Consider the following 19460-nt stretch of genomic DNA (forward strand, 5'->3'; position numbering starts at 1 on the left):
CTAACGCATCATCAGCCCACCCGTTCCTGGGGCCAGGAACCCGTTCTGCCGGATACCAAACGCGATGGATGAATGGATCGATTATTACGATTCCACGCATACGATCTATGCAAGCCGACTGCACCGCGACCTGCATTTCCAGGTCATCGCAAACGACATCGTCGGCTACATCACCTCACCCGACGCGGTGGTGCTGGACTATGCCTGCGGCGAGGCGCTGTCGGCCACGAAGGTCGCCAATGCCTGCGCCCGGCTCTATCTGGCGGAGCCGGCGCCCGGCGTCCGCGGGCGGCTGGTCGCGCGTTTCGCGCACGACACCAGGATCCGCGTTCGCTCGCTCGATGATCTGAAGAACATGGAAGCGGATTCGATCGACCTCGTGGTGATGAACTCGGTGGCGCAATACATGACGCCGCAGGAGCTCGACAACGCATTCGACGTGATCCACCGCCTGCTGAAACCGACGGGGCGCTTCGTGCTCGGCGACATCCTGCGGCCTGAGGTCGGCATGCCCAGGGACGTCGTGGCGCTGCTGCGCTTTGCGGCAACCCACGGCTTCCTGCGCGATGCCTTGATCGGACTGGCTTCAACCGCACTGTCTGATTACCGGCAGTTGCGCACCAAGATCGGGCTGCAGCGCTACCGCGAGGACAAGATGATCGCGAAGCTCGGCGCCGCGGGGTTCAGCGCAACGCGCGCGCCGCGCAACATCGGACACAATCCGTGGCGGATGACGTTCGTGGCGCACCACTGATCAAGGGTTGCACCAAATATTAACCTTAACCAAAGGTAAACGTGGCCGGCCCTGAAATAATCGGCAATGATCCACTCGGCCCGGTGGCGGAAGCGTCGACGCGGCAGTGGTGCAACACTGTTTATCCTGGTTCAAATCCAGGCCGGGCCTCCACGCTTCGCCCTGACGGGCTACGCGTGGCGCAGCCACGCTGGACCGGCGGGGCAAAGCGTGTCCGGCGTAGCTTGAGCCTAGCGAAAGCGTAGACGGACTGGGCAGCGAGCCCGCAGGGCGAAGCCGGGCCCCGGCAAGCCCTCCCCGCATCCCGAGCCTCCCCAATGGGCATCCCTCAATGAGGAATTTCCCCCAGAATCGCGGTTGATTGGGCGTTTTTGGGGGTTTCGCAGGTGCGGAAACTGGTCTAAAGACCACCGGCGCGCGAGGGATCGCGCTTCCTGCGCTACAAGATGTAGCGCATGGCCCGAGGGACGCGCGACCAGCGCGCCCTTTTTTTGTGCCCAGAATCCAGTCCGCGAGAGCTGATGCCCAAAAGAACCGACATCTCCACCATCCTGATCATCGGCGCCGGTCCCATCGTGATCGGCCAGGCCTGCGAATTCGACTATTCCGGCACGCAGGCGGTGAAGGCTCTGAAGGAGGAGGGTTACCGCGTCGTCCTCGTCAATTCCAATCCGGCCACCATCATGACCGATCCGGAACTGGCGGACGCCACCTATATCGAACCGATCACACCCGAAATCGTCGGCAAGATCATCGAAAAGGAACGCCACGTCATTCCCGGCGGCTTCGCGCTGCTGCCGACCATGGGCGGCCAGACCGCATTGAACTGTGCGCTGAGCCTGCGGCGCCAGGGCACGCTTGAAAAATTCGACGTCGAGATGATCGGCGCAACCGCTGATGCCATCGACAAGGCCGAGGACCGCCAGCTGTTCCGCGAGGCCATGACCAAGATCGGGCTGGAGACGCCAAAATCGCGGCTCGCCAATGCCTCGGCGCTGAAGAAGTCCTACCGCGACAAATACCACGCCGAGCGGGAGAAACTGTCCGGCGAGGCGCTGGAAGAACTCGAGCGACAGTGGACCCTTGGCGAGAACGATCGCCGCAAACGGTATCAGGAGCACGCGTTCGGCGAGGCGCTGATGGCGCTGTCGGAGATCGGTTTGCCCGCGATCATCCGGCCCTCTTTCACGATGGGCGGCACCGGCGGCGGCATTGCCTACAACAAGGAAGAGTTCCTCGACATCATCGAGCGCGGGCTCGACGCCTCGCCCACCAACGAGGTGCTGATCGAGGAAAGCGTGCTCGGCTGGAAAGAGTACGAGATGGAGGTGGTGCGCGATAAAAAGGACAATTGCATCATCATCTGCTCGATCGAGAATCTCGATCCGATGGGCGTGCATACCGGCGATTCCATCACCATCGCGCCGGCCCTGACGTTGACCGACAAGGAATACCAGGTGATGCGCGACGCCTCGCTGGCGGTGCTGCGCGAGATCGGGGTCGAGACCGGCGGTTCCAACGTGCAATTCGGCATCAACCCCGTCGACGGCCGGATGGTCGTGATCGAGATGAATCCGCGCGTGTCGCGCTCGTCGGCGCTGGCTTCGAAAGCCACCGGCTTCCCGATCGCCAAGGTCGCGGCCAAGCTTGCAGTCGGCTACACGCTCGACGAAATCGCCAACGACATCACCGGCGGCGCCACCCCCGCCTCGTTCGAGCCGACCATCGACTACGTCGTCACAAAGATTCCGCGCTTTGCGTTCGAGAAATTCCCCGGCGCCTCCTCCACGCTGACCACATCGATGAAGTCGGTCGGCGAGGTAATGGCGATCGGCCGCACCTTCCAGGAAAGCCTGCAGAAGGCGCTGCGCGGGCTCGAGACCGGCCTGACCGGCCTCGACGAAATCGAGATCGAGGGGCTCGGCCGCGGCGACGACAAGAACGCGATCCGCGCAGCGCTGGGCACGCCGACGCCGAACCGCATCCTGCAGGTCGCGCAAGCGATGCGGCTCGGCTGGACCGACGAGGAGATCTTCAACTCCTGCAAGATCGACCCCTGGTTCCTCGCGGAGATGCGCGCCATCGTCGAGATGGAGGACAAGGTCCGCCGCAACGGCCTGCCGGCGAACGCGTTCGCGATGCGGATGCTGAAGGCGATGGGCTTTTCCGATGCGCGGCTCGCCGTGCTCACGCAGACCACCGAAGCCGACGTCACCGCCAAGCGCCACGGGCTCGGGGTGCGCCCGGTGTTCAAGCGCATCGACACCTGCGCGGCGGAGTTCGCTTCGCCGACCGCCTATATGTATTCGACCTATGAGCGGCCGTTCGCGGGCGAGCTTGCCGACGAGAGCGCGCCGTCGGACCGTAAGAAGGTGATCATTCTCGGCGGCGGGCCGAACCGCATCGGCCAGGGCATCGAGTTCGACTATTGCTGCTGCCACGCCTGCTTCGCGCTCGAGGACGCCGGCTACGAGACCATCATGGTCAACTGCAATCCAGAGACGGTGTCGACCGACTACGACACTGCCAATAGGCTCTATTTCGAGCCGCTCACCGGCGAAGACGTGCTCGAGATCATCGCGACCGAGCGCAAGAACGGCACGCTGCATGGCGTGATCGTGCAGTTCGGCGGCCAGACCCCGCTGAAGCTTGCCCGGGCGCTGGAAGCCGCCGAAGTGCCGATCCTCGGCACCTCGCCTGACGCGATCGACCTCGCCGAGGACCGCGACCGCTTCAAGCGCGTGCTCGACAAGCTGCGCCTCAAGCAGCCGAAGAACGGCATCGCCTATTCGGTCGAGCAGGCCCGCCTGGTGGCCGCCGATCTCGACCTGCCGCTGGTGGTGCGTCCGTCCTACGTGCTCGGCGGCCGCGCGATGCAGATCATCCGCGAGGAGACCCAGCTCAACGACTACCTGCTGGGAACGCTGCCTGAGCTGGTGCCCGCCGACGTCAAGGCGCGCTACCCGAACGACAAGACCGGGCAGATCAACACCGTGCTCGGCAAGAACCCGCTGCTGTTCGACCGCTATCTGTCGGATGCGACCGAAGTCGACGTCGACTGCCTCTCCGACGGCAAGGACACCTTCATCGTCGGCATCATGGAGCACATCGAGGAAGCCGGCATCCACTCCGGCGATTCAGCGTGCTCGCTGCCGCCGCATTCGCTCGACGCAAAGACCATCGAGGAGCTGGAGCGGCAGACCCGCGAGCTCGCGCTCGGCCTCGACGTGGTCGGCCTGATGAACGTGCAATACGCCATCAAGGACGGCGAGATCTACGTGCTTGAGGTCAACCCGCGCGCATCCCGCACCGTGCCGTTCGTCGCCAAGGTGATCGGCATGCCGGTCGCCAAGATCGCGGCGCGGATCATGGCCGGCGAAAAGCTCGCCGACTTCAAGCTGAAGAAGAAGAAGCTCGGCCATGTCGGCGTGAAGGAATCGGTATTCCCGTTCGCGCGCTTCCCGGGCGTCGACACCGTGCTCGGACCGGAGATGCGCTCGACCGGCGAGGTGATGGGCATCGACCGCTCCTTCGAGGTCGCATTCGCAAAGAGCCAGCTCGGCGGCGGCACCCGCGTGCCGCGCCAGGGCACGGTGTTTGTTTCTGTGCGTGGCGACGACAAGATGCGGATCGCGGATGCGGTGCGGCTGCTGCACTCGCTCGGCTTCAAGGTGATGGCAACCTCGGGCACGCAGCGCTACCTCAGCGACAACGGCGTGCCGACGGAAAAGGTGAACAAGGTGCTCGAAGGCCGGCCGCACATCGTCGACGCCATCACCAATGGCGACGTCCAGCTGGTCTTCAATACCACCGAAGGTCCGCAGGCGCTGGCCGACAGCCGTTCGCTGCGGCGGGCTGCCCTCTTGCATAAAGTGCCATATTACACCACTCTTTCGGGTGCGGTGGCGGCCGCACGGGGGATCCGGGCCTATCGGGACGGGGACCTTGAGGTCCGCACGCTTCAGAGTTACTTTTCCGAAAGCTGACCGCTGCCCGGGCTGAAGGCTTGACGCGGTCAATTAGCCGAATGGCTGGAACTCACCGCGCGATTGGATGTTGTCACGGCCCTTAGCGGGGCCGAATATCACTAGGCTTCCGGGCGCGTTTGGCGCCCTGATTCCTGCGTTAGCTGAACTGGATATTCGTGCACGCCGCCGGGTGCGCACGATGAAGGACCAAGATGATGGATAAGGTTCCGATGACCGCGGGTGGATACGCCGCGCTGACGGACGAGTTGAAGCATCGCCAATCGGTGGATCGTCCGCGCATCATCGAACACATCGCGGAGGCGCGCTCGCACGGCGATCTCTCCGAGAACGCCGAGTATCACGCCGCCAAGGAAGAGCAGTCGCACAACGAGGGGCGCATCGCCGAGCTCGAGGACAAGCTCGCGCGCGCCGACATCATCGACATTTCGAAACTGTCCGGCGACACCATCAAGTTCGGCGCGACGGTGACGCTGATCGATGAGGACACCGAGAAGAAAGCCGTGTGGCAACTCGTCGGCGAGGTCGAGGCCGATGCCAAGAAGGGCCGCATTTCCATCACCTCGCCGCTCGCGCGCGCGCTGATCGGCAAGAAGAAGGGCGCCACCGTCGAGGTGATGGCGCCGGGCGGCGCCAAGGCCTACGAGATCACCAAGGTCGAGTGGCGATAGTTACTCTCAAGTGACTGATGTAAAAAGGCCGCGTGTCGCACGCGGCTTTTTTGTGCGCGCGTTTTTGCGCCCGTCTGACAGCAATGTGAGTGGAGGCCGTGACATGTTTATGAAGTATAATCATGTCGGAGACTGGAATCAGACTGATGATTGCGCCGCAACAGGTGTCGCTGCGCGCGTCACCCTGTCGCTCTCGCGGTTTCGATCACGCGAGGAATGATTCCAGATGCAAGGTGTTGACATCACACTCTGGTGGCGAACACCGTGCGCTTCCGCTTCGTGCAATGTTCCAGCGTGTCACAGGGGGTAAATGACAATGGACCAGATGTTCTCCAAATGGCAGCCGACGGTGCTGAGCCTGTTCCGGTTCATCACCGGGCTGCTGCTGTTTCAGTACGGCGTCGCCAAGATCTTCAAGTTTCCCGTGGTCGCGTACTTCGCCAATATCCCGCCATTGATCCAGGCTGCCGGCTGGCTCGAACTGGTGCTCGGCGCGCTCTTGATGATCGGCCTGTTCTCGCGGCTGGTCGCATTCATCCTGTCGGGCGAGATGGCGTTCGCCTACTTCCTCGGCCACATGTTCAAGAACCCGGCCGAGCCCCAGTTCCTGCCGCTGCTCAACAACGGCACCGCGGCGATCCTGTTCTGCTTCGCCTGCCTCTACCTCGCGACCTCGGGCCCAGGTCCGATCAGCGTCGACGCCGCGATGGGCAGGAAGTGACAACGCTGAGATCCGTCCCGGTCAGCCGGGACGGATTCTTCGCGGCGGCGCCATACGACCGACAGCGGCAATCCCGTCGAACAATGAAGGAATAAGCCAGGAGAGCCTGAGGAGGCTGTCCAAGCGCGATGGGAGCAACCCGAGGAGGGTTGCAATGGGCAGGACCCCGGGGCCGATCTTCCAACCGGCCCAGACAGCGCCCGAACCATCCTTGACGAGAAAGCTAACGGTCCGAAGCGAGTTGCACCGTCTGGCGCCCGTCGTTCATGTCTCTCAACTGGTTTACGTAGTCCTCAGGCTTCTGCAAATGAAATGGAGTCTTCAAGCCCATGAAGCTGGCTATGCGACCAATAAAAGCCGTGCAATTGGTCGTTTCCGCGTTCCAGAGGGGCGAGGTCGCCTGAAGATGCTTGATGTACGCAAAGACCTTCTTCGCGTCGGCCTCACTTAGGTACACGCGATAGCTGGCCAACAAATACTGCACGTCAAGGTCGCCGTAACTTGCCCCCGTCTCGGAGGGCACCCAGGTCAGATGTCCCAGCATATAAGGCAGAACGTCGCCCGCCGGGTGCAGCCCGGCGACGTCGACCATCTTCTCGCTTGTCTTGCCGTACCAAACGAACGCATGCCCGTAAGAGGCAGCGGTTCGGGCACGAAAGTCCACATAGTACGGCCCTTTGGCCGCAGACCTTCGAACCGGTTTCGCGTCTGCTCCAGAAACGGAAGCACCCGGTCCAGCAACGGCCGCCGCCACAACCGACCTTGACGATGGTTTGCGCGGCTTTTCCTGCTGCAGCGGGGCTTGATCCGTTTGCGCAGCCAATTGCTGCGCGTGGCTGATGCCGCCCCCCAAAGTCACGGAAGCCGCAACGACACCGATTCCGGCAAGCAGCCGCAGGCCGATCCGTGTCCGCTTCGATTTTGGCACCTTCAGACCCTCACAAGGGCAAAGACATCCCCCAGACAGCGCCGTCCGCAAAAACTGCAGGAATGCGCTGCCCGGGCGATCCTCGGATTAACCCTTGGTTACGATCGGGGCCGGAGCCTTGCCGACCGGGTACTTGCCGACCGGGGACTTGCCGACCGGGTACTTGCCGATTGGCGCCTTGCCAATCGGAGCCTGTTCGGCGACCGGCTGCGGGCGGGGGAGGTCGGCCGCACTGGCAGCAGCCACGAAACCAAATGTCGCAACTCCAGCAACCAGAAACTTCAGCATCGTCATCTCCGAGATGGAAAACTTGAGTGTGAACACCATACCCTCTGACGGGTGCGGTGTAATTAACGCTGTGCCGAAGGTTCTGGTCGTGCGGTCGTTTCTTTGCCGGATGTGGCAAAATCGACACGGACGATTGCTTGGCCTCGGTATCTGAATGCAGATTCGGGCAAGACTCGACCTGGTACAGCCGGCTTAGAACAACCTCGGCATAATGCGCCCGGTCCGGGCCATATACTCCCGATACTCGTTGCCGAACGTTTCCAGCATCATCTGCTCTTCTCTGGCAACACGGCCGAAAAACAGCACGCCAAATCCGATCAGGCCGGCAAAACCGGCTACCAAATTCGGCAACAGCAATGCCTGGGCGACAGCCCAAAGCCAGAATGCGGAATACATGGGGTGCCGAATCTTTCGATAGATCCCGGTTGTGATCAGGTGATGATTTTCCCGCACGTCGAGGCTTAAAGACCAGTTTCGACCGAGAGCGCGATGGGTTAGCCGGAACATGACCAGCGCTGCGATCGCCACGACAACGCCCAGCCAGGCTTGAGCTGGCTGGAAGTCGTACGATGCGAAATGAGGTATGGCCGTTGCCACATAGATGAACGGCACAATGCCAAGACCCGTGAGCGATATCAGCAGCAGGGTGTTCTCGCGAGCGCCGCGGACGCTCCGCACGACCTTTTCACGGCGAGCACGACGCGCGTATCTGTAGCGGATCAGATACCAACCAACCGCCATCATCACGAACACGAACTTGGCAATGCCAGGCGTCATCGTGGGCCAAGGGCTCGCTTCGCTGGCACGCCATCCTTGCCGACCATCGAAACGGCGCCGTCCTTAGCGAGCGTCTGAGATTTGACCGAAACAGATCCACCGACCAACATGAAGCAATCATACAAGGCTTGCAGGTCGTTGCCACTGATAACTTGACAGTGGACGGGTAGAATCCAAGGCGGACGCGTCGCCGGCTTCGCTCTTTTGGGACGGTTGACCCAACGCGGCGGGCGGCGGTGGTCGTGTCAGCTCTTTCTATCTCGCCTGCGGCGAAGCCACGATGGCTCTCCGGTCTATCATCGCCAACACGCGCGGGAGTAACCGCGACGCAATGAAAGCATGGCCGTCAGCCGTGAGGTGGATGAAGTCAAAAGCGTAGTACTGTGGAGGAATTTCTTCGTCATACACGATCACTTTGATGGCGCGATCACGCAATCGCCGCTCCATCGCCGCGATATTGGCCGCCCGCTGCTCTTTCGTAACAAGGAAACGCCTGTCATTGCCCCCGGGCTGCAGGATGACGATGTCGGTTCCCCTTGGCACGTCGCTGTCGATGCGCTTGAGCATGCCGGCCGTGGTATCAAATGGAACGCCGGCATTGACGACGTTCGCACTGACGCCCTTCTCTCTCAGCAGGACCTCTAACTTGGCTGGGTAAGCGCCCTGCTTCCCGACGTACCAGCCTTGCGTGTTGCTTGCGCCGACCGCCACGACACGAATCGGCTTTGTAAAGCCGGCGCACACGATCGCCAGGATACACATGGCTATGGCAATCGAGACTTTCCTGAACGTCATCACCAGTTGCCTCACCGGCTGAAGCCTAAAGAAAAATATACACCGACACCGGGCTTCAGCAGAGGTGCGACGTCCAGCCCCGCTCGTTGCGTCGAACAGCGCCTTCAAACTGCCTTTCGGACGTCATGCTAGGAATTGGAGGAAGCTCCGGTTGCAGGCAAAACCAGGTTCGAAGGACTCTGGTGTTGCCGCGGGCGGGCGGATCCGATCGCCCTGATCTTTCGTATGACCATGCTATGCAGCGCCGCGCTTTTGTCGATGTTGAAGTGACTGACGTTTGCATCACGAACATAAAAGTTTGTAAGCTCGCCACGGAAGCCGGGGCCGCGGCTTATTCGGACGCCTTCATTCTTGTACAAATTCAGAACCCGCGCGACATTCGCCGTCGCCACGTGAGGCGATGTTCCGTCGAATGGCACAACCAAGGCGACCGGCACGCCCATTTGGCCAAGGTACTCCGCCATCGACATCACGGCATCCGCACCAAGAGAGTGCCCGACCAGTATGATAGGCCCACGCTGGCCCGCTCGATATTTTGCGACGATGTCGTCGGCAACGCTTCTCCACTGAGTGTGATTGGCGACAGCCGCGGCGATGCCAGCCGCTCGCAGCTGGGCGGCAAGGCCGTCCATGCCCAAGGAAAAGACGTTCAATAACCCGCGGAACAAATAGACGTGCGCCGTGGAAGAATGCAGTCGAGCGGGCGAACCGGTCGATCTCATTGCAACGGATATTGCAGGACTCGCCTGAGCCGCGCCGTTCAAATGCAAGCTGCTCGCAAAAAGAACCGCCAAGACGGCGCATACCAGCGCCGCGCTGTAACGCAATCTCTCCATTTCTGGATTCCCCGCCAACCCCAAGTCCAGCGGCATTAGATCAGACTTTGGAATCGGACAATCAAGAAACCATTGCTGGAAACGTGTTGAGGCACGCCAATTGGCTGGCTGTCACGGATTTGCCACACCGAAAGAAGCGATCAAGCGACGACCGTTCGTCACCACCCGGCTGTCACTTGGCTCTCATTCTAGCGCCGTCAGCCGTATTTTTTCAGTCAAGGCCAATCTCCATGGGTGCACCAAGCAGATCGAGTGGTAAATTCGTAGGCTGAGATCCACATGATCCATGTCAAGTTCACCTGGGATTTCAGGATCAGCGTCGTAAGATTTCCCGGTAAACTATCGATCCGTTTGCAGATTCGAGTTGCTGGATGATTCAACGACGGCACGTCTTCCACATTGGTGGTTACGATCCAATCACTCCAGAAGAGCAGGTTGAACGCTTGCGCCGCTCGCTGTCGAGCTTCGAAAAGATTTGGGGCGCTTCTTCACGGCTGTCGGAAATCTCGAACGCATCTGCAATCAATGCTTCATGCAACCTGGAAGCATGGGGACCGAACTGGAAAACCTGCATCACCTTCGAGATGCTCCGCTGGGACGATCTCATCCGGCGCGATTCCGGAGTCGGGATGGTACCTCGGCTGGTTCAGTCCACGGTCGCGCTATTCGACTTCATCTTGACCGGAACAATATTCAGATATGCGATCGCAAGCTGGAAATACGCTCTCTTCTTCCTCTTTCCATATTGCTGTTTGCTGTTGATTGCACTTTGCAGCGCCGGGCTATCCTATCTGGTGGTCAGGCCGATACCCGCTACATTCTGGGTAGAACAGTTGCTGCTTGGCATTTTTCTATCACTTGCCATCTTCATCAGCGCGGTGCTCTGGATTGGACCCAAGCGTCGGATAAATCACATTCTCGACGACGCTATTTTTTCCCACCAGTTTCTTTACGGGCAAAGAAGCGAAGTTGATGAACGACTCAACGATTTTGCGGCCGTGATATCAAGAAAAGCTCGGGCCGCAGACGTTGATGAAATTCTGATTGTTGGCCATTCCCTCGGCGCTGCGCTCTCGATAGCGGCGGTCGCGCGCGCGCTAAAGTTGGATCCTCTGCTTGAAACGCGAGGACCGAAGTTGTGCATTCTCACTATAGGCGCCACTATTCCCAAATTCTCGTTGCATCCGATGGGCAACCAAATACGGGAAGCGACACAACTTGTAGCTGGAACGCCTGCCGTCGGCTGGGTCGAATATCAGGCACGAGATGACGCAATCAGTTTCTATCGCTTCGACCCCGTCACGCTGAAACGTATCGGTCGAGACCATTCAGAAGGGCGCCCAAAGATTCGGCGCGTCCAAATACATTCAATGGTGGATCCGATCCGCTTCAGACGTCATCGATTCAACTTTATGCAGATGCATTATCAGTTCTTGATGGGAAACGACCGGCGCTCGGTCTACGACTACTGCGTGATTACTTGCGGCCCGCTCGAGTTCAACGTCGCGACTTCACCGTCCGGGGCTGTTGAACTATTCGAGGCAAACGGTTCGGTGATGACAGCCCGAAATTGAGTAGACTCTTCGCTCCAGCCAACGCATCGCCCCGAAATGACGCGCCACGGCGCTAGCCCGCCGCCTTCAGTCCCAGCGGCACTGCGGCTTCGTACTTCGAATTGTGCAGCACCAGCGAGGTCCTGACGTTGCGCACATGCGGCGCGGCCGTCAGGTGCGTGACGAAATCCTGGAACGTCGCCATGTCGGGGGCGACGCATTTGAGGATAAAATCAACTTCGCCCGACAGCATCCAGCATTCCCGCACCAACGGCTCGGCGCGCACGAAATTCTCGAAGGCGCGCAGATCGGCATCGGCCTGGCTCGACAGATGCACCGAGGCGAACACCGTGACGTCGTAGCCGAGGCGGCGCGGATCGAGCAGACCGCGATATCCCTGGATGTAGCCTTCCTCCTCCAGCGCCCGGACCCTACGCAGGCAGGGCGGCGGCGAGATACCGACGCGTTTGGCCAGTTCCACGTTGGTGATTCGGCCATCAGCCTGGATCTCGGCGAGGATTTTGAGGTCGATCTCGTCAAGGTTCTTCGACACGCGACTACAGTTCCCCTGGGGTTTGGAAGGCTTGGCAGGTCTGCCGGTAACTCTCATAGCGCAGCCAGCCCACCTTGCGCAATTTTATTGCGCGTGCAGCGCAGGATTTCGCGATTGTGACCTTCAGTTCCGGGGAAAAATCGCTGCCATGGATTGCAAATCTTGCATAGCTTCCCAGATATCCTAGACTTGGATTTGACACTTTTGGCGCCGCCGTGACCGTTTCCGGGGCGCTTCCCGCACAAGTCCTTGATCAAAATCCCCAAAAGAGAGGGATCTCGCAATGCCCGCGCCTACCCATGCCAAGGTCGTCATCATCGGGTCCGGCCCCGCCGGTTACACCGCAGCGATCTACGCGGCGCGCGCGATGCTCGAACCGATCCTGATCCAGGGCATTCAGCCGGGCGGGCAGCTCGTCATCACCACCGACGTGGAAAACTATCCCGGCTTCGCCGATGTGATCCAGGGCCCCTGGCTGATGGAGCAGATGGAGAAGCAGGCGGCCCATGTCGGCACCAAGATCGTCACCGACCTCGTCACCAAACTGGAGCTCGGCCAGCGGCCGTTCCGCCTGACCTGCGACTCCGGCGACGTCTATCTCGCCGAGACGGTCGTCCTCGCCACCGGCGCCCAAGCGCGCTGGCTCGGGCTGCCCTCGGAAGAGAAATTTCAGGGCGGCGGCGTGTCGGCCTGCGCGACCTGCGACGGCTTCTTCTACCGCGGCAAGGAGGTCGTGGTGGTCGGCGGCGGCAACACCGCAGTCGAGGAAGCGCTGTACCTGACCAACCACGCCTCCCAGGTCACCATCGTGCATCGCCGCAATCATTTCCGCGCCGAGCGCATCCTGCAGGAGCGGCTGTTCAAGCATCCCAAGATCAAGGTGGTGTGGGACTCCGCGATCGACGAGATCTGCGGTTCGGAGAATCCGAGCAAGGTCACCCATGTGCGGCTGAAGAACGTCAAGACCGGCGCGCTGACGAACCTCAAGACCGACGGCGTCTTCGTCGCGATCGGCCATGCGCCGGCGACCGAGCTCGTCAAAGGCCAGATCAGGCTGAAACCATCGGGCTATGTCGAGGTGGCGCCGAACTCCACGGCGACCTCGGTGCCCGGCCTGTTCGCCGCGGGCGACGTGGCGGACGAAACCTTCCGGCAGGCGGTCACCGCCGCCGGCCTCGGCTGCATGGCAGCGCTCGAGGCGGAACGCTTCCTGGCTCTTCGCGCGAGCGATCGCGCAGCGGCGGAATAATCATGGCACGATCTCGCGACGGATTTACAGATATGGATTGGGACAAGCTGAAGGTCTTTCACGCAGCGGCTGAGGCTGGCAGCTTCACGCATGCCGGCGAACAGCTCGGCCTGTCGCAATCGGCAGTCTCCCGCCAGGTCAGCGCGCTGGAGCAGGAGCTCTCGGTTTCGCTGTTTCACCGCCATGCCCGCGGCCTTATCCTCACCGAACAGGGCGACCTGTTGTTCCGCACCGCGCATGACGTGTTCATGCAGTTGCAGGCGGCCCGCGCCAAGCTCACCGACAGCCGCGAGCGGCCGAGCGGCGACCTCAAGATCACGACGCCGCCCGCGCTCGGCATCAACTGGCTGATCCCGCGGCTCGACGAGTTCGTTGCGCTCTATCCGGACATCCGGATTTCGCTGATCGTCACCGACGAGGATCTCGACCTGTCGATGCGCGAGGCTGATGTCGCGATCCGCACCCGCAAGCCGACCCAGCCGGACCTGATCCAGCGCAAGCTGTTCTCGATCGGCTTCCATGCCTATTGCTCGCCGGAATACATCAAGCGCTTCGGTACGCCGCGGACGCTGGATGATCTCGACTCGCACCGCATCATCATGCTCGGCGACTCGCAGGTGCCGCCGCATCTGCAGAACCGCAGCTGGCTGATCGATGCCGGCCGCAACGGCTCCGGTCCGCGCGAGCCCTACTTCAAGGTCAACAACATCCTGGGCCTCGTGCGCGCCTGCCAGCAGGGCCTCGGCATCGCCGCGCTGCCGGACTATCTGGTCGAACAGAACAACCTCGTGCAGCTGTTCGGCGAGTCCGACTCGATCGCGCTCGACACCTACTTCGTCTATCCGGAAGAGCTGAAGACGGTGGCCCGGGTGCAGGTGTTCCGCGACTTCGTGGTCAGCAAGGCGCAGCGCTGGCCGTCCTGATTAAGCCGCCCTTATGGGCTGGGTTATGGGCTTGCCGCGCTGCCCCACGAGGCCCCTGAATCTCCGCATGACTGACATGCGACCTGGATAGTTGCTGCAGGGCGCCGATGGGGATCATATTGTTTACACGCTGAGCGGTCGCGTCGCGCATATGTCCCCCTCCTCCAGTGGCGCGGAAGTTCAGTAATCCCTCTTGGAAGGTGATTGTGTCGGCCTCACGTGGCCAATACCTTAAGCCGGGCTCTCTCGAGCCCGGCTTTTTTTCGTTTGCACGTCACGCGGACGTGCCGCACGCCCCGATCAGCGCGTGCATTGACAACAACCTCGCAGCGCAGCATCATTGTCCGATGATCACGACTTCGTGCGCCGCTCTGTCGTCGAAAAAAGCTCCCCTCCCGGGGACACGAGATCGCGCGCGATAAGATCACCTTCGCATTCAAACCGATCCCGAAACCCCGCCGCCTGGGACGGGGTTTTTTGTTGGTCCCGTCTCCGGCTTTGCCCCCTTAGGAGATGGAACATGACTGACTTACACCAGCAATTGCAGGGCCTCTGGCTGCCCCTGATCACGCCGTTCCGCGATGGCGAGCTCGACGTCACCTCGCTGCGCCGCCTCGTGCGGCACTACGCCAGCGGCCCGGTCGACGGCTTCATCCTCGGCGCAACCTCCGGTGAAGGCATGGCGCTCAGCACCGATGAACTCGAGGGGTTGGTGAGCGTCGTGCTCGCCGAGCTCAGTGCCAGCTCCCGCCATTTGCCGGTCGTTCTCGGGCTCTCCGGCGCCTCGACCGCCCCGATGAAGCATGCGCTGGATGACACCGCCGACTGGCCGATCAACGGCTATCTGATCGCGAGCCCCTACTACACCCGTCCCTCGCAACGCGGGCTCGTGCAGCACTTCAACGCGCTTGCCGATCATGCGGCATGGCCCATCGTGCTCTACAACATTCCCTATCGCACGGCGGTGAACCTCACCAACGAGACGTTGCTGACGCTCGCGGAACATCCCAACATCGCCGGCATGAAGGATTGCTGCGCCGACCGCGCGCAGTCGATCGACTTCCTCAGCCGGCGGCCGTCGGGCTTCCGCGTGCTGATTGGCGAGGATGCACAGACGTTCGATGCGCTCTCTGACGGCGCCGACGGCGCGATCCTGCTGTCCGCACATCTGGAAACAAATATTTTCGCTTCGATCCGCACGTTGTTGCGGCAGGGCCAGCGCGACGCGGCGCTGGCCGCCTGGCAGAGCGTGGTCGGCCTGACCCGGCTGCTGTTCGCCGAGCCGAGCCCCGCGCCGGCCAAGCACTGGCTGTGGCGGCAGGGGCTGATCGACAGTCCCGAGGTGCGGCTGCCGATGGTGGAGGTGAGCGAGGATCTCGCAACCTGGCTTGATGCCGAGATGGAGCGGCGCGCACAGCTTCTACTGCAGCCGGCATAGCTCCCGTAGCCCGGATGCAGCGAAGCGAAATCCGGGGACGCTCCACCCGCGGGTCGACTTGTCCCGGATTGCGCTTCGCTTCATCCGGGCTTCTGTAACGGGCCTTTGTAAGTCAATCCCTTTTTGCGTGATCCACTCGCCGGGCACTTGCTTCTGTACGGGATCGGCGCGAAGGCCGTCGCCTGATGGGGTGCATTGAGGAGCCGGCCGGCCAATCTACGGAAGCGTGGTTGTGAGCCACTTCCCGGATGGCGGCCTGACCGGATCCATCGTCCCGGCGCAGGGACCTCGCTCAGGGAGAGCCTGGTGTCGTGGCCCGCCCAGAACCGATTGCTGCTCCTTGCTTAGGTTGCCGAGGCCTTGGCCATCGGGTTGAACGGTTTGGCGTCGGCGAGCATGCGATGCAGAACGACGGCGAGCTTGCGTGCGAGCGCCACCTTGGCCTTGCGCAGGCCTGCGCGCCGGGCGATCCGCATCGCCCAGCCTTTCAGCGCCGAGCAGTTCCTGACCGGCTTGGTCAGCATGACGTGAGCCGCCTGATAGAGCGCCTCGCGCACGGAGGCATCGCCGATCTTGCTGATGCGGCCGGTATAGTCGGTTTCGCCCGATTGGTACTTCTTCGGGGTGAGGCCAAAATGCGCTCCCGTCGCCTTCGAGGACCGGAAGCGCTTCGGGTCGTCGACCGCCGAGGCGTAGGTAAGCGCCACGATCGGGCCGACGGACGGTGTCGTCATCAGGAGGCGGGCTTGAGGGTGCGACCTGGCGAGCTTTTGGGTGTGCTTATCCAGGCCATTGAACTCGCGCCGCAGCACGGCGTGGGCTTCGAGCAGCGCCTGTGCCACGATCTCAAGTCCGGGATGGCCCGCTACGAGCTCCCGGATGCGTTCGGCGAACGTGCGCTCGGTGGTCGTGCCGACCTTCAGACCGAAGCCGCGGAGCACGCCGCGCAGGCTGTTCTCGATGTCGCGCAGCTTGGACTGCAGCAGCTTGCGTGCCGTCAGAACCGCCCGCGTCTCCTGCGCTTCGATCGACTTGCAGTGCACCGGCCGGAACCAGCCCAGCCGCATCAGTTGCGCGATCCCGCGGGCATCGTTGCGGTCCGACTTCACCGGCATCGCCTTGAAGGCATCGCGGACGTGCCGCGTCTCCAACAGTTCGACTGCCAGGCCCGCATCCCGCATCGCTGCGTAGAGCCATTGCGACAGCGGACCAGCCTCCAGCCCGATCCGTTCCAGCACCAACCCCAGCGACCGCAACCAGGTGATCAAGGCCTCCGGCTCACTCGCAACCCTCGCCTCGCGCAAAATCTTACCTGTCCCATCGACAAGGCAGACGCTCGAGCATTCCAAAGACACGTCGATTCCTGCATAGTGGTACATGGTCGTCCCTTAATGATGCTTGGAGCGGGCTTGCCCGACTCCGTTTATTGACACCATCAGTTTGAGGGACGACCGCCTTCCAACCAACAGGCCGCTCGCGAGCGCGCTTCCAAATCGCGCCGTAGCGAGCGGGCGGCCGGCCCGTTACCCCATCTACCGATCTCGTCAGTTTAATCCAGCTTCACCCTCGCGAGCCTCAGCGCGTTGCCGATCACGCTGACCGAGGACAGCGCCATTGCTGCTGCGGCGACGATCGGCGACAGCAGGATGCCGAACAGCGGATACAGCACGCCGGCCGCGATCGGTACGCCGGCGGCGTTGTAGACGAAGGCAAACGCCAAATTCTGGCGGATATTGCGCATGGTGGCGACCGACAATCGCCGCGCGCGGACGAGGCCCATCAGGTCTCCGGTCAAGAGCGTGATGCCGGCGCTCTCGATCGCGACATCGGTGCCGCCACCCATCGCGATGCCGACATCGGCGGCGGCCAGCGCCGGCGCGTCGTTGACGCCGTCGCCGGCCATCGCGACGACACGGCCCTCGCCGCGCAGCCGCTGCACGACCTCGCTCTTGCGCTCGGGCAGGACGCCGGCCTCGATTTCGTCGATGCCAAGCGTCTTCGCCACCGCGCGCGCGGTGGTCTCATTGTCGCCGGTCAGCATCACGATGCGCAGGCCCTCGGCGCGCAGCGCCTGCAGCGCGTTGGCTGCCGACGCCTTGACCGGATCGGCAATCGCGATCGCCCCGGCGATGCGGCCATCGACCGCGACATAGATCGCAGTGGCGCCGTCCCGGCGCGCGGCCTCGGCCGCCTGGTCCAGCGCTGCCGTCGCGATCTTCAGGTCGCCCATCAGTACGGCGTTGCCGAGTGCAACCTGCCTGCCCTCGACGGTGCCGGTCGCGCCCTTGCCGGAGGGCGAGGCGAAGTTGCTCACGGTGGCGGAAGCCAGCCTGCGCTCCTTCGCCGCCGAGATGATCGCCTGCGCGAGCGGATGCTCGCTGCCCTGCTCGACGCTGGCGGCAAGGCGCAGCAGATCGTTCTCGTCGAATCCTTCGGCGGCAATGATGCGCACGACCTTCGGCTTGCCCTCGGTCAGCGTGCCGGTCTTGTCGATGACCAGCGTGTCGACCGCCTCCATCCGTTCGAGTGCCTGTGCGTCGCGGATCAGGATGCCGGAATGCGCGCCACGGCCGACGCCGACCATGATCGACATCGGCGTTGCCAACCCGAGCGCGCAGGGGCAGGCGATGATCAGCACGGTCACGGCAGCAACCAGCGCAAAGGTCAGGCGCGGCTCCGGACCGAACACCGTCCAGGCGATGAAGGCGAGCACGGCTGTGGCGATCACCGCCGGCACGAACCAGCCGGCGACACGATCGGCGAGCCGCTGGATCGGCGCGCGCGAGCGCTGCGCCTTCGCCACCATGTCGACGATGCGCGACAGCATGGTATCGCGGCCGATCTTCTCGGCACGCATCACGAGGCCGCCGCTCTGGTTGACGGTGCCGCCGATCACGCTCTCGCCCTCGGCCTTCGTGACCGGCATCGATTCACCCGTCACCATGGATTCGTCGATCACCGCGTTGCCCTCGATGACGACGCCGTCCACCGGAACCTTCTCGCCCGGGCGCACGCGCAGCCGATCGCCGACCTTGATCGCATCGATGTCGATGTCCTCGTCACCGTGATCCGTGATGCGCCGCGCCGTCTTGGGCGCAAGGCCGAGCAGCGCGCGGATCGCGCCCGAGGTCTGGGCGCGGGCGCGCAATTCCAGCACCTGGCCGAGCAGCACCAGCACCGTGATCACGGCCGCCGCCTCGAAATACACCGCGACCGCGCCGTGCATGCCGCGGAAGGCCGGCGGGAACAGCTGCGGCGCCAGCGTGGCGACCACGCTGTAGACATAGGCGACACCAACACCCATCGCGATCAACGTGAACATGTTGAGATTGCGCGTGACCAGCGACTGCCAGCCGCGCACGAAGAACGGCGCGCCGGCCCACAGCACGACCGGCGTCGCGAGCACGAAGGAGATCCAGTTCGACCAGTCCTGCGGCACCAGATGCCCCAGCCCGAGATGGCCGCCCATCTCGAGCACGAACACGGGCAGCGTCAGCGCCAGCGCGATCCAGAACCGCCGGACCATGTCGATCAATTCGGGATCCGGCCCGTCGTCGAGCGAGATTTGCTCGGGCTCGAGCGCCATGCCGCAGATCGGGCAGGAGCCGGGGCCGACCTGACGTACCTCGGGATGCATCGGGCAGGTGTAGATCGTGCCCGCGGGCGCCGGCGGCTCCGGCTCGCGCGGCTTCAGGAATTTCTCCGGCTCGGCCTCGAAGCGCTCGCGGCAGCGGCCGCTGCAGAACAGATACTCCTCACCCTTGTAGCTGAAGCGGTGCTTGGCGGTCGCCGGGTTGACCTTCATGCCGCACACCGGATCGATCGCGAACGCCGTCTCGGCCGGCGCGGCGTCGTGATCATGCTTGCCGCCGCAGCAGGCATGCGCGGCCGCGCCATGATGGTGATGATCCGCGTGCGAATGGTCGTGCTCTGCGTGTGCCACGAGACTCTTCCCGGCCGGTATCCCGGCCTCTTGATTAATATACCC

The 19460-nt window shown here is 62.6% G+C and carries 16 protein-coding genes and 1 tRNA gene; 9 read left to right on the plus strand and 8 right to left on the minus strand.

The window, feature by feature from the left end:
• Positions 1-64: 64 nt before the first annotated feature.
• From WDM24_RS33795 to WDM24_RS33815, 5 genes are all read left to right on the plus strand, one after another.
• Positions 65-754, plus strand: a complete 690-nt coding sequence (locus tag WDM24_RS33795; protein WP_338828860.1) for a class I SAM-dependent methyltransferase — start codon at positions 65-67, stop codon at positions 752-754.
• A gap of 77 nt (positions 755-831) precedes the next feature.
• Positions 832-907: transfer RNA gene (locus tag WDM24_RS33800), tRNA-OTHER, on the plus strand.
• A 368-nt stretch (positions 908-1275) separates the two neighbouring features.
• The gene (gene carB / locus WDM24_RS33805) at positions 1276-4740 is read left to right on the plus strand and encodes a carbamoyl-phosphate synthase large subunit (protein ID WP_338828862.1); all 3465 of its coding nucleotides are present in this window, start codon (positions 1276-1278) and stop codon (positions 4738-4740) included.
• 197 nt (positions 4741-4937) lie between these two features.
• Complete coding sequence (gene greA / locus WDM24_RS33810; protein ID WP_156928677.1) at positions 4938-5411, plus strand: transcription elongation factor GreA; 474 nt, start codon at positions 4938-4940, stop codon at positions 5409-5411.
• Between the two features lie 316 nt (positions 5412-5727).
• Positions 5728-6132 (plus strand): DoxX family protein, encoded by a 405-nt coding sequence (locus WDM24_RS33815; RefSeq protein ID WP_166209731.1) that lies wholly within the window; start codon positions 5728-5730, stop codon positions 6130-6132.
• Positions 6133-6355: 223 nt separating this feature from the next.
• Here the strand turns inward: WDM24_RS33815 and WDM24_RS33820 are convergent, their stop codons facing one another.
• From WDM24_RS33820 to WDM24_RS33840, 5 genes are all read right to left on the minus strand, one after another.
• Positions 6356-7060 (minus strand): hypothetical protein, encoded by a 705-nt coding sequence (locus tag WDM24_RS33820; protein ID WP_166303675.1) that lies wholly within the window; start codon positions 7058-7060, stop codon positions 6356-6358.
• A gap of 87 nt (positions 7061-7147) precedes the next feature.
• Positions 7148-7348 (minus strand): hypothetical protein, encoded by a 201-nt coding sequence (locus tag WDM24_RS33825; protein WP_165127768.1) that lies wholly within the window; start codon positions 7346-7348, stop codon positions 7148-7150.
• A gap of 192 nt (positions 7349-7540) precedes the next feature.
• Positions 7541-8125 carry a protein-S-isoprenylcysteine O-methyltransferase gene (locus tag WDM24_RS33830; RefSeq protein WP_166303669.1) on the minus strand — a complete coding sequence of 195 codons (585 nt, stop codon included), beginning with the start codon at positions 8123-8125 and terminating at the stop codon, positions 7541-7543.
• A gap of 255 nt (positions 8126-8380) precedes the next feature.
• The gene (locus WDM24_RS33835; protein ID WP_176422228.1) at positions 8381-8920 is read right to left on the minus strand and encodes a GDSL-type esterase/lipase family protein; all 540 of its coding nucleotides are present in this window, start codon (positions 8918-8920) and stop codon (positions 8381-8383) included.
• 128 nt (positions 8921-9048) lie between these two features.
• Positions 9049-9756 (minus strand): thioesterase domain-containing protein, encoded by a 708-nt coding sequence (locus WDM24_RS33840; RefSeq protein ID WP_166303661.1) that lies wholly within the window; start codon positions 9754-9756, stop codon positions 9049-9051.
• 371 nt (positions 9757-10127) lie between these two features.
• On the opposite strand from WDM24_RS33840, the gene WDM24_RS33845 reads away from it, so the two are divergent.
• Positions 10128-11330 (plus strand): alpha/beta hydrolase, encoded by a 1203-nt coding sequence (locus WDM24_RS33845; protein WP_338828863.1) that lies wholly within the window; start codon positions 10128-10130, stop codon positions 11328-11330.
• A gap of 52 nt (positions 11331-11382) precedes the next feature.
• Here the strand turns inward: WDM24_RS33845 and WDM24_RS33850 are convergent, their stop codons facing one another.
• Complete coding sequence (locus WDM24_RS33850) at positions 11383-11862, minus strand: Lrp/AsnC family transcriptional regulator (protein ID WP_029081984.1); 480 nt, start codon at positions 11860-11862, stop codon at positions 11383-11385.
• Between the two features lie 283 nt (positions 11863-12145).
• Between WDM24_RS33850 and trxB the strand changes: the two genes are divergently transcribed.
• From trxB to WDM24_RS33865, 3 genes are all read left to right on the plus strand, one after another.
• Positions 12146-13111: a thioredoxin-disulfide reductase gene (gene trxB / locus WDM24_RS33855; protein ID WP_338828864.1), complete on the plus strand. Its 966-nt coding sequence runs from the start codon at positions 12146-12148 to the stop codon at positions 13109-13111.
• Between the two features lie 2 nt (positions 13112-13113).
• Positions 13114-14034 (plus strand): LysR family transcriptional regulator, encoded by a 921-nt coding sequence (locus WDM24_RS33860; protein WP_029081982.1) that lies wholly within the window; start codon positions 13114-13116, stop codon positions 14032-14034.
• Positions 14035-14554: 520 nt separating this feature from the next.
• Positions 14555-15472 carry a 4-hydroxy-tetrahydrodipicolinate synthase gene (locus tag WDM24_RS33865; protein WP_338828865.1) on the plus strand — a complete coding sequence of 306 codons (918 nt, stop codon included), beginning with the start codon at positions 14555-14557 and terminating at the stop codon, positions 15470-15472.
• Positions 15473-15816: 344 nt separating this feature from the next.
• Here the strand turns inward: WDM24_RS33865 and WDM24_RS33870 are convergent, their stop codons facing one another.
• Entirely contained in the window at positions 15817-16851 is a 1035-nt protein-coding gene (locus WDM24_RS33870) for an IS110 family transposase (protein WP_166294930.1), read from the minus strand.
• A 170-nt stretch (positions 16852-17021) separates the two neighbouring features.
• A complete protein-coding gene (locus tag WDM24_RS33875; protein ID WP_338828866.1) occupies positions 17022-19415 on the minus strand; it encodes a heavy metal translocating P-type ATPase in 2394 nt (797 codons plus the stop codon).
• Positions 19416-19460 lie beyond the last annotated feature (45 nt).

It is taken from the genome of Bradyrhizobium sp. 27S5, from assembly GCF_037217225.1.
GTDB classification, from domain to species: domain Bacteria; phylum Pseudomonadota; class Alphaproteobacteria; order Rhizobiales; family Xanthobacteraceae; genus Bradyrhizobium; species Bradyrhizobium septentrionale.

Coding starts and splice junctions, on each gene's coding strand:
- WDM24_RS33795 (WP_338828860.1), top strand. CDS start 65: ATGGATGAATGGATCGATTATTACGATTCCACGCATACGATCTATGCA.
- carB (WP_338828862.1), top strand. CDS start 1,276: ATGCCCAAAAGAACCGACATCTCCACCATCCTGATCATCGGCGCCGGT.
- greA (WP_156928677.1), top strand. CDS start 4,938: ATGGATAAGGTTCCGATGACCGCGGGTGGATACGCCGCGCTGACGGAC.
- WDM24_RS33815 (WP_166209731.1), top strand. CDS start 5,728: ATGGACCAGATGTTCTCCAAATGGCAGCCGACGGTGCTGAGCCTGTTC.
- WDM24_RS33825 (WP_165127768.1), bottom strand. CDS start 7,348: ATGCTGAAGTTTCTGGTTGCTGGAGTTGCGACATTTGGTTTCGTGGCT.
- WDM24_RS33830 (WP_166303669.1), bottom strand. CDS start 8,125: ATGACGCCTGGCATTGCCAAGTTCGTGTTCGTGATGATGGCGGTTGGT.
- WDM24_RS33835 (WP_176422228.1), bottom strand. CDS start 8,920: ATGACGTTCAGGAAAGTCTCGATTGCCATAGCCATGTGTATCCTGGCG.
- WDM24_RS33840 (WP_166303661.1), bottom strand. CDS start 9,756: ATGGAGAGATTGCGTTACAGCGCGGCGCTGGTATGCGCCGTCTTGGCG.
- WDM24_RS33845 (WP_338828863.1), top strand. CDS start 10,128: ATGATTCAACGACGGCACGTCTTCCACATTGGTGGTTACGATCCAATC.
- trxB (WP_338828864.1), top strand. CDS start 12,146: ATGCCCGCGCCTACCCATGCCAAGGTCGTCATCATCGGGTCCGGCCCC.
- WDM24_RS33860 (WP_029081982.1), top strand. CDS start 13,114: ATGGCACGATCTCGCGACGGATTTACAGATATGGATTGGGACAAGCTG.
- WDM24_RS33865 (WP_338828865.1), top strand. CDS start 14,555: ATGACTGACTTACACCAGCAATTGCAGGGCCTCTGGCTGCCCCTGATC.
- WDM24_RS33870 (WP_166294930.1), bottom strand. CDS start 16,851: ATGTACCACTATGCAGGAATCGACGTGTCTTTGGAATGCTCGAGCGTC.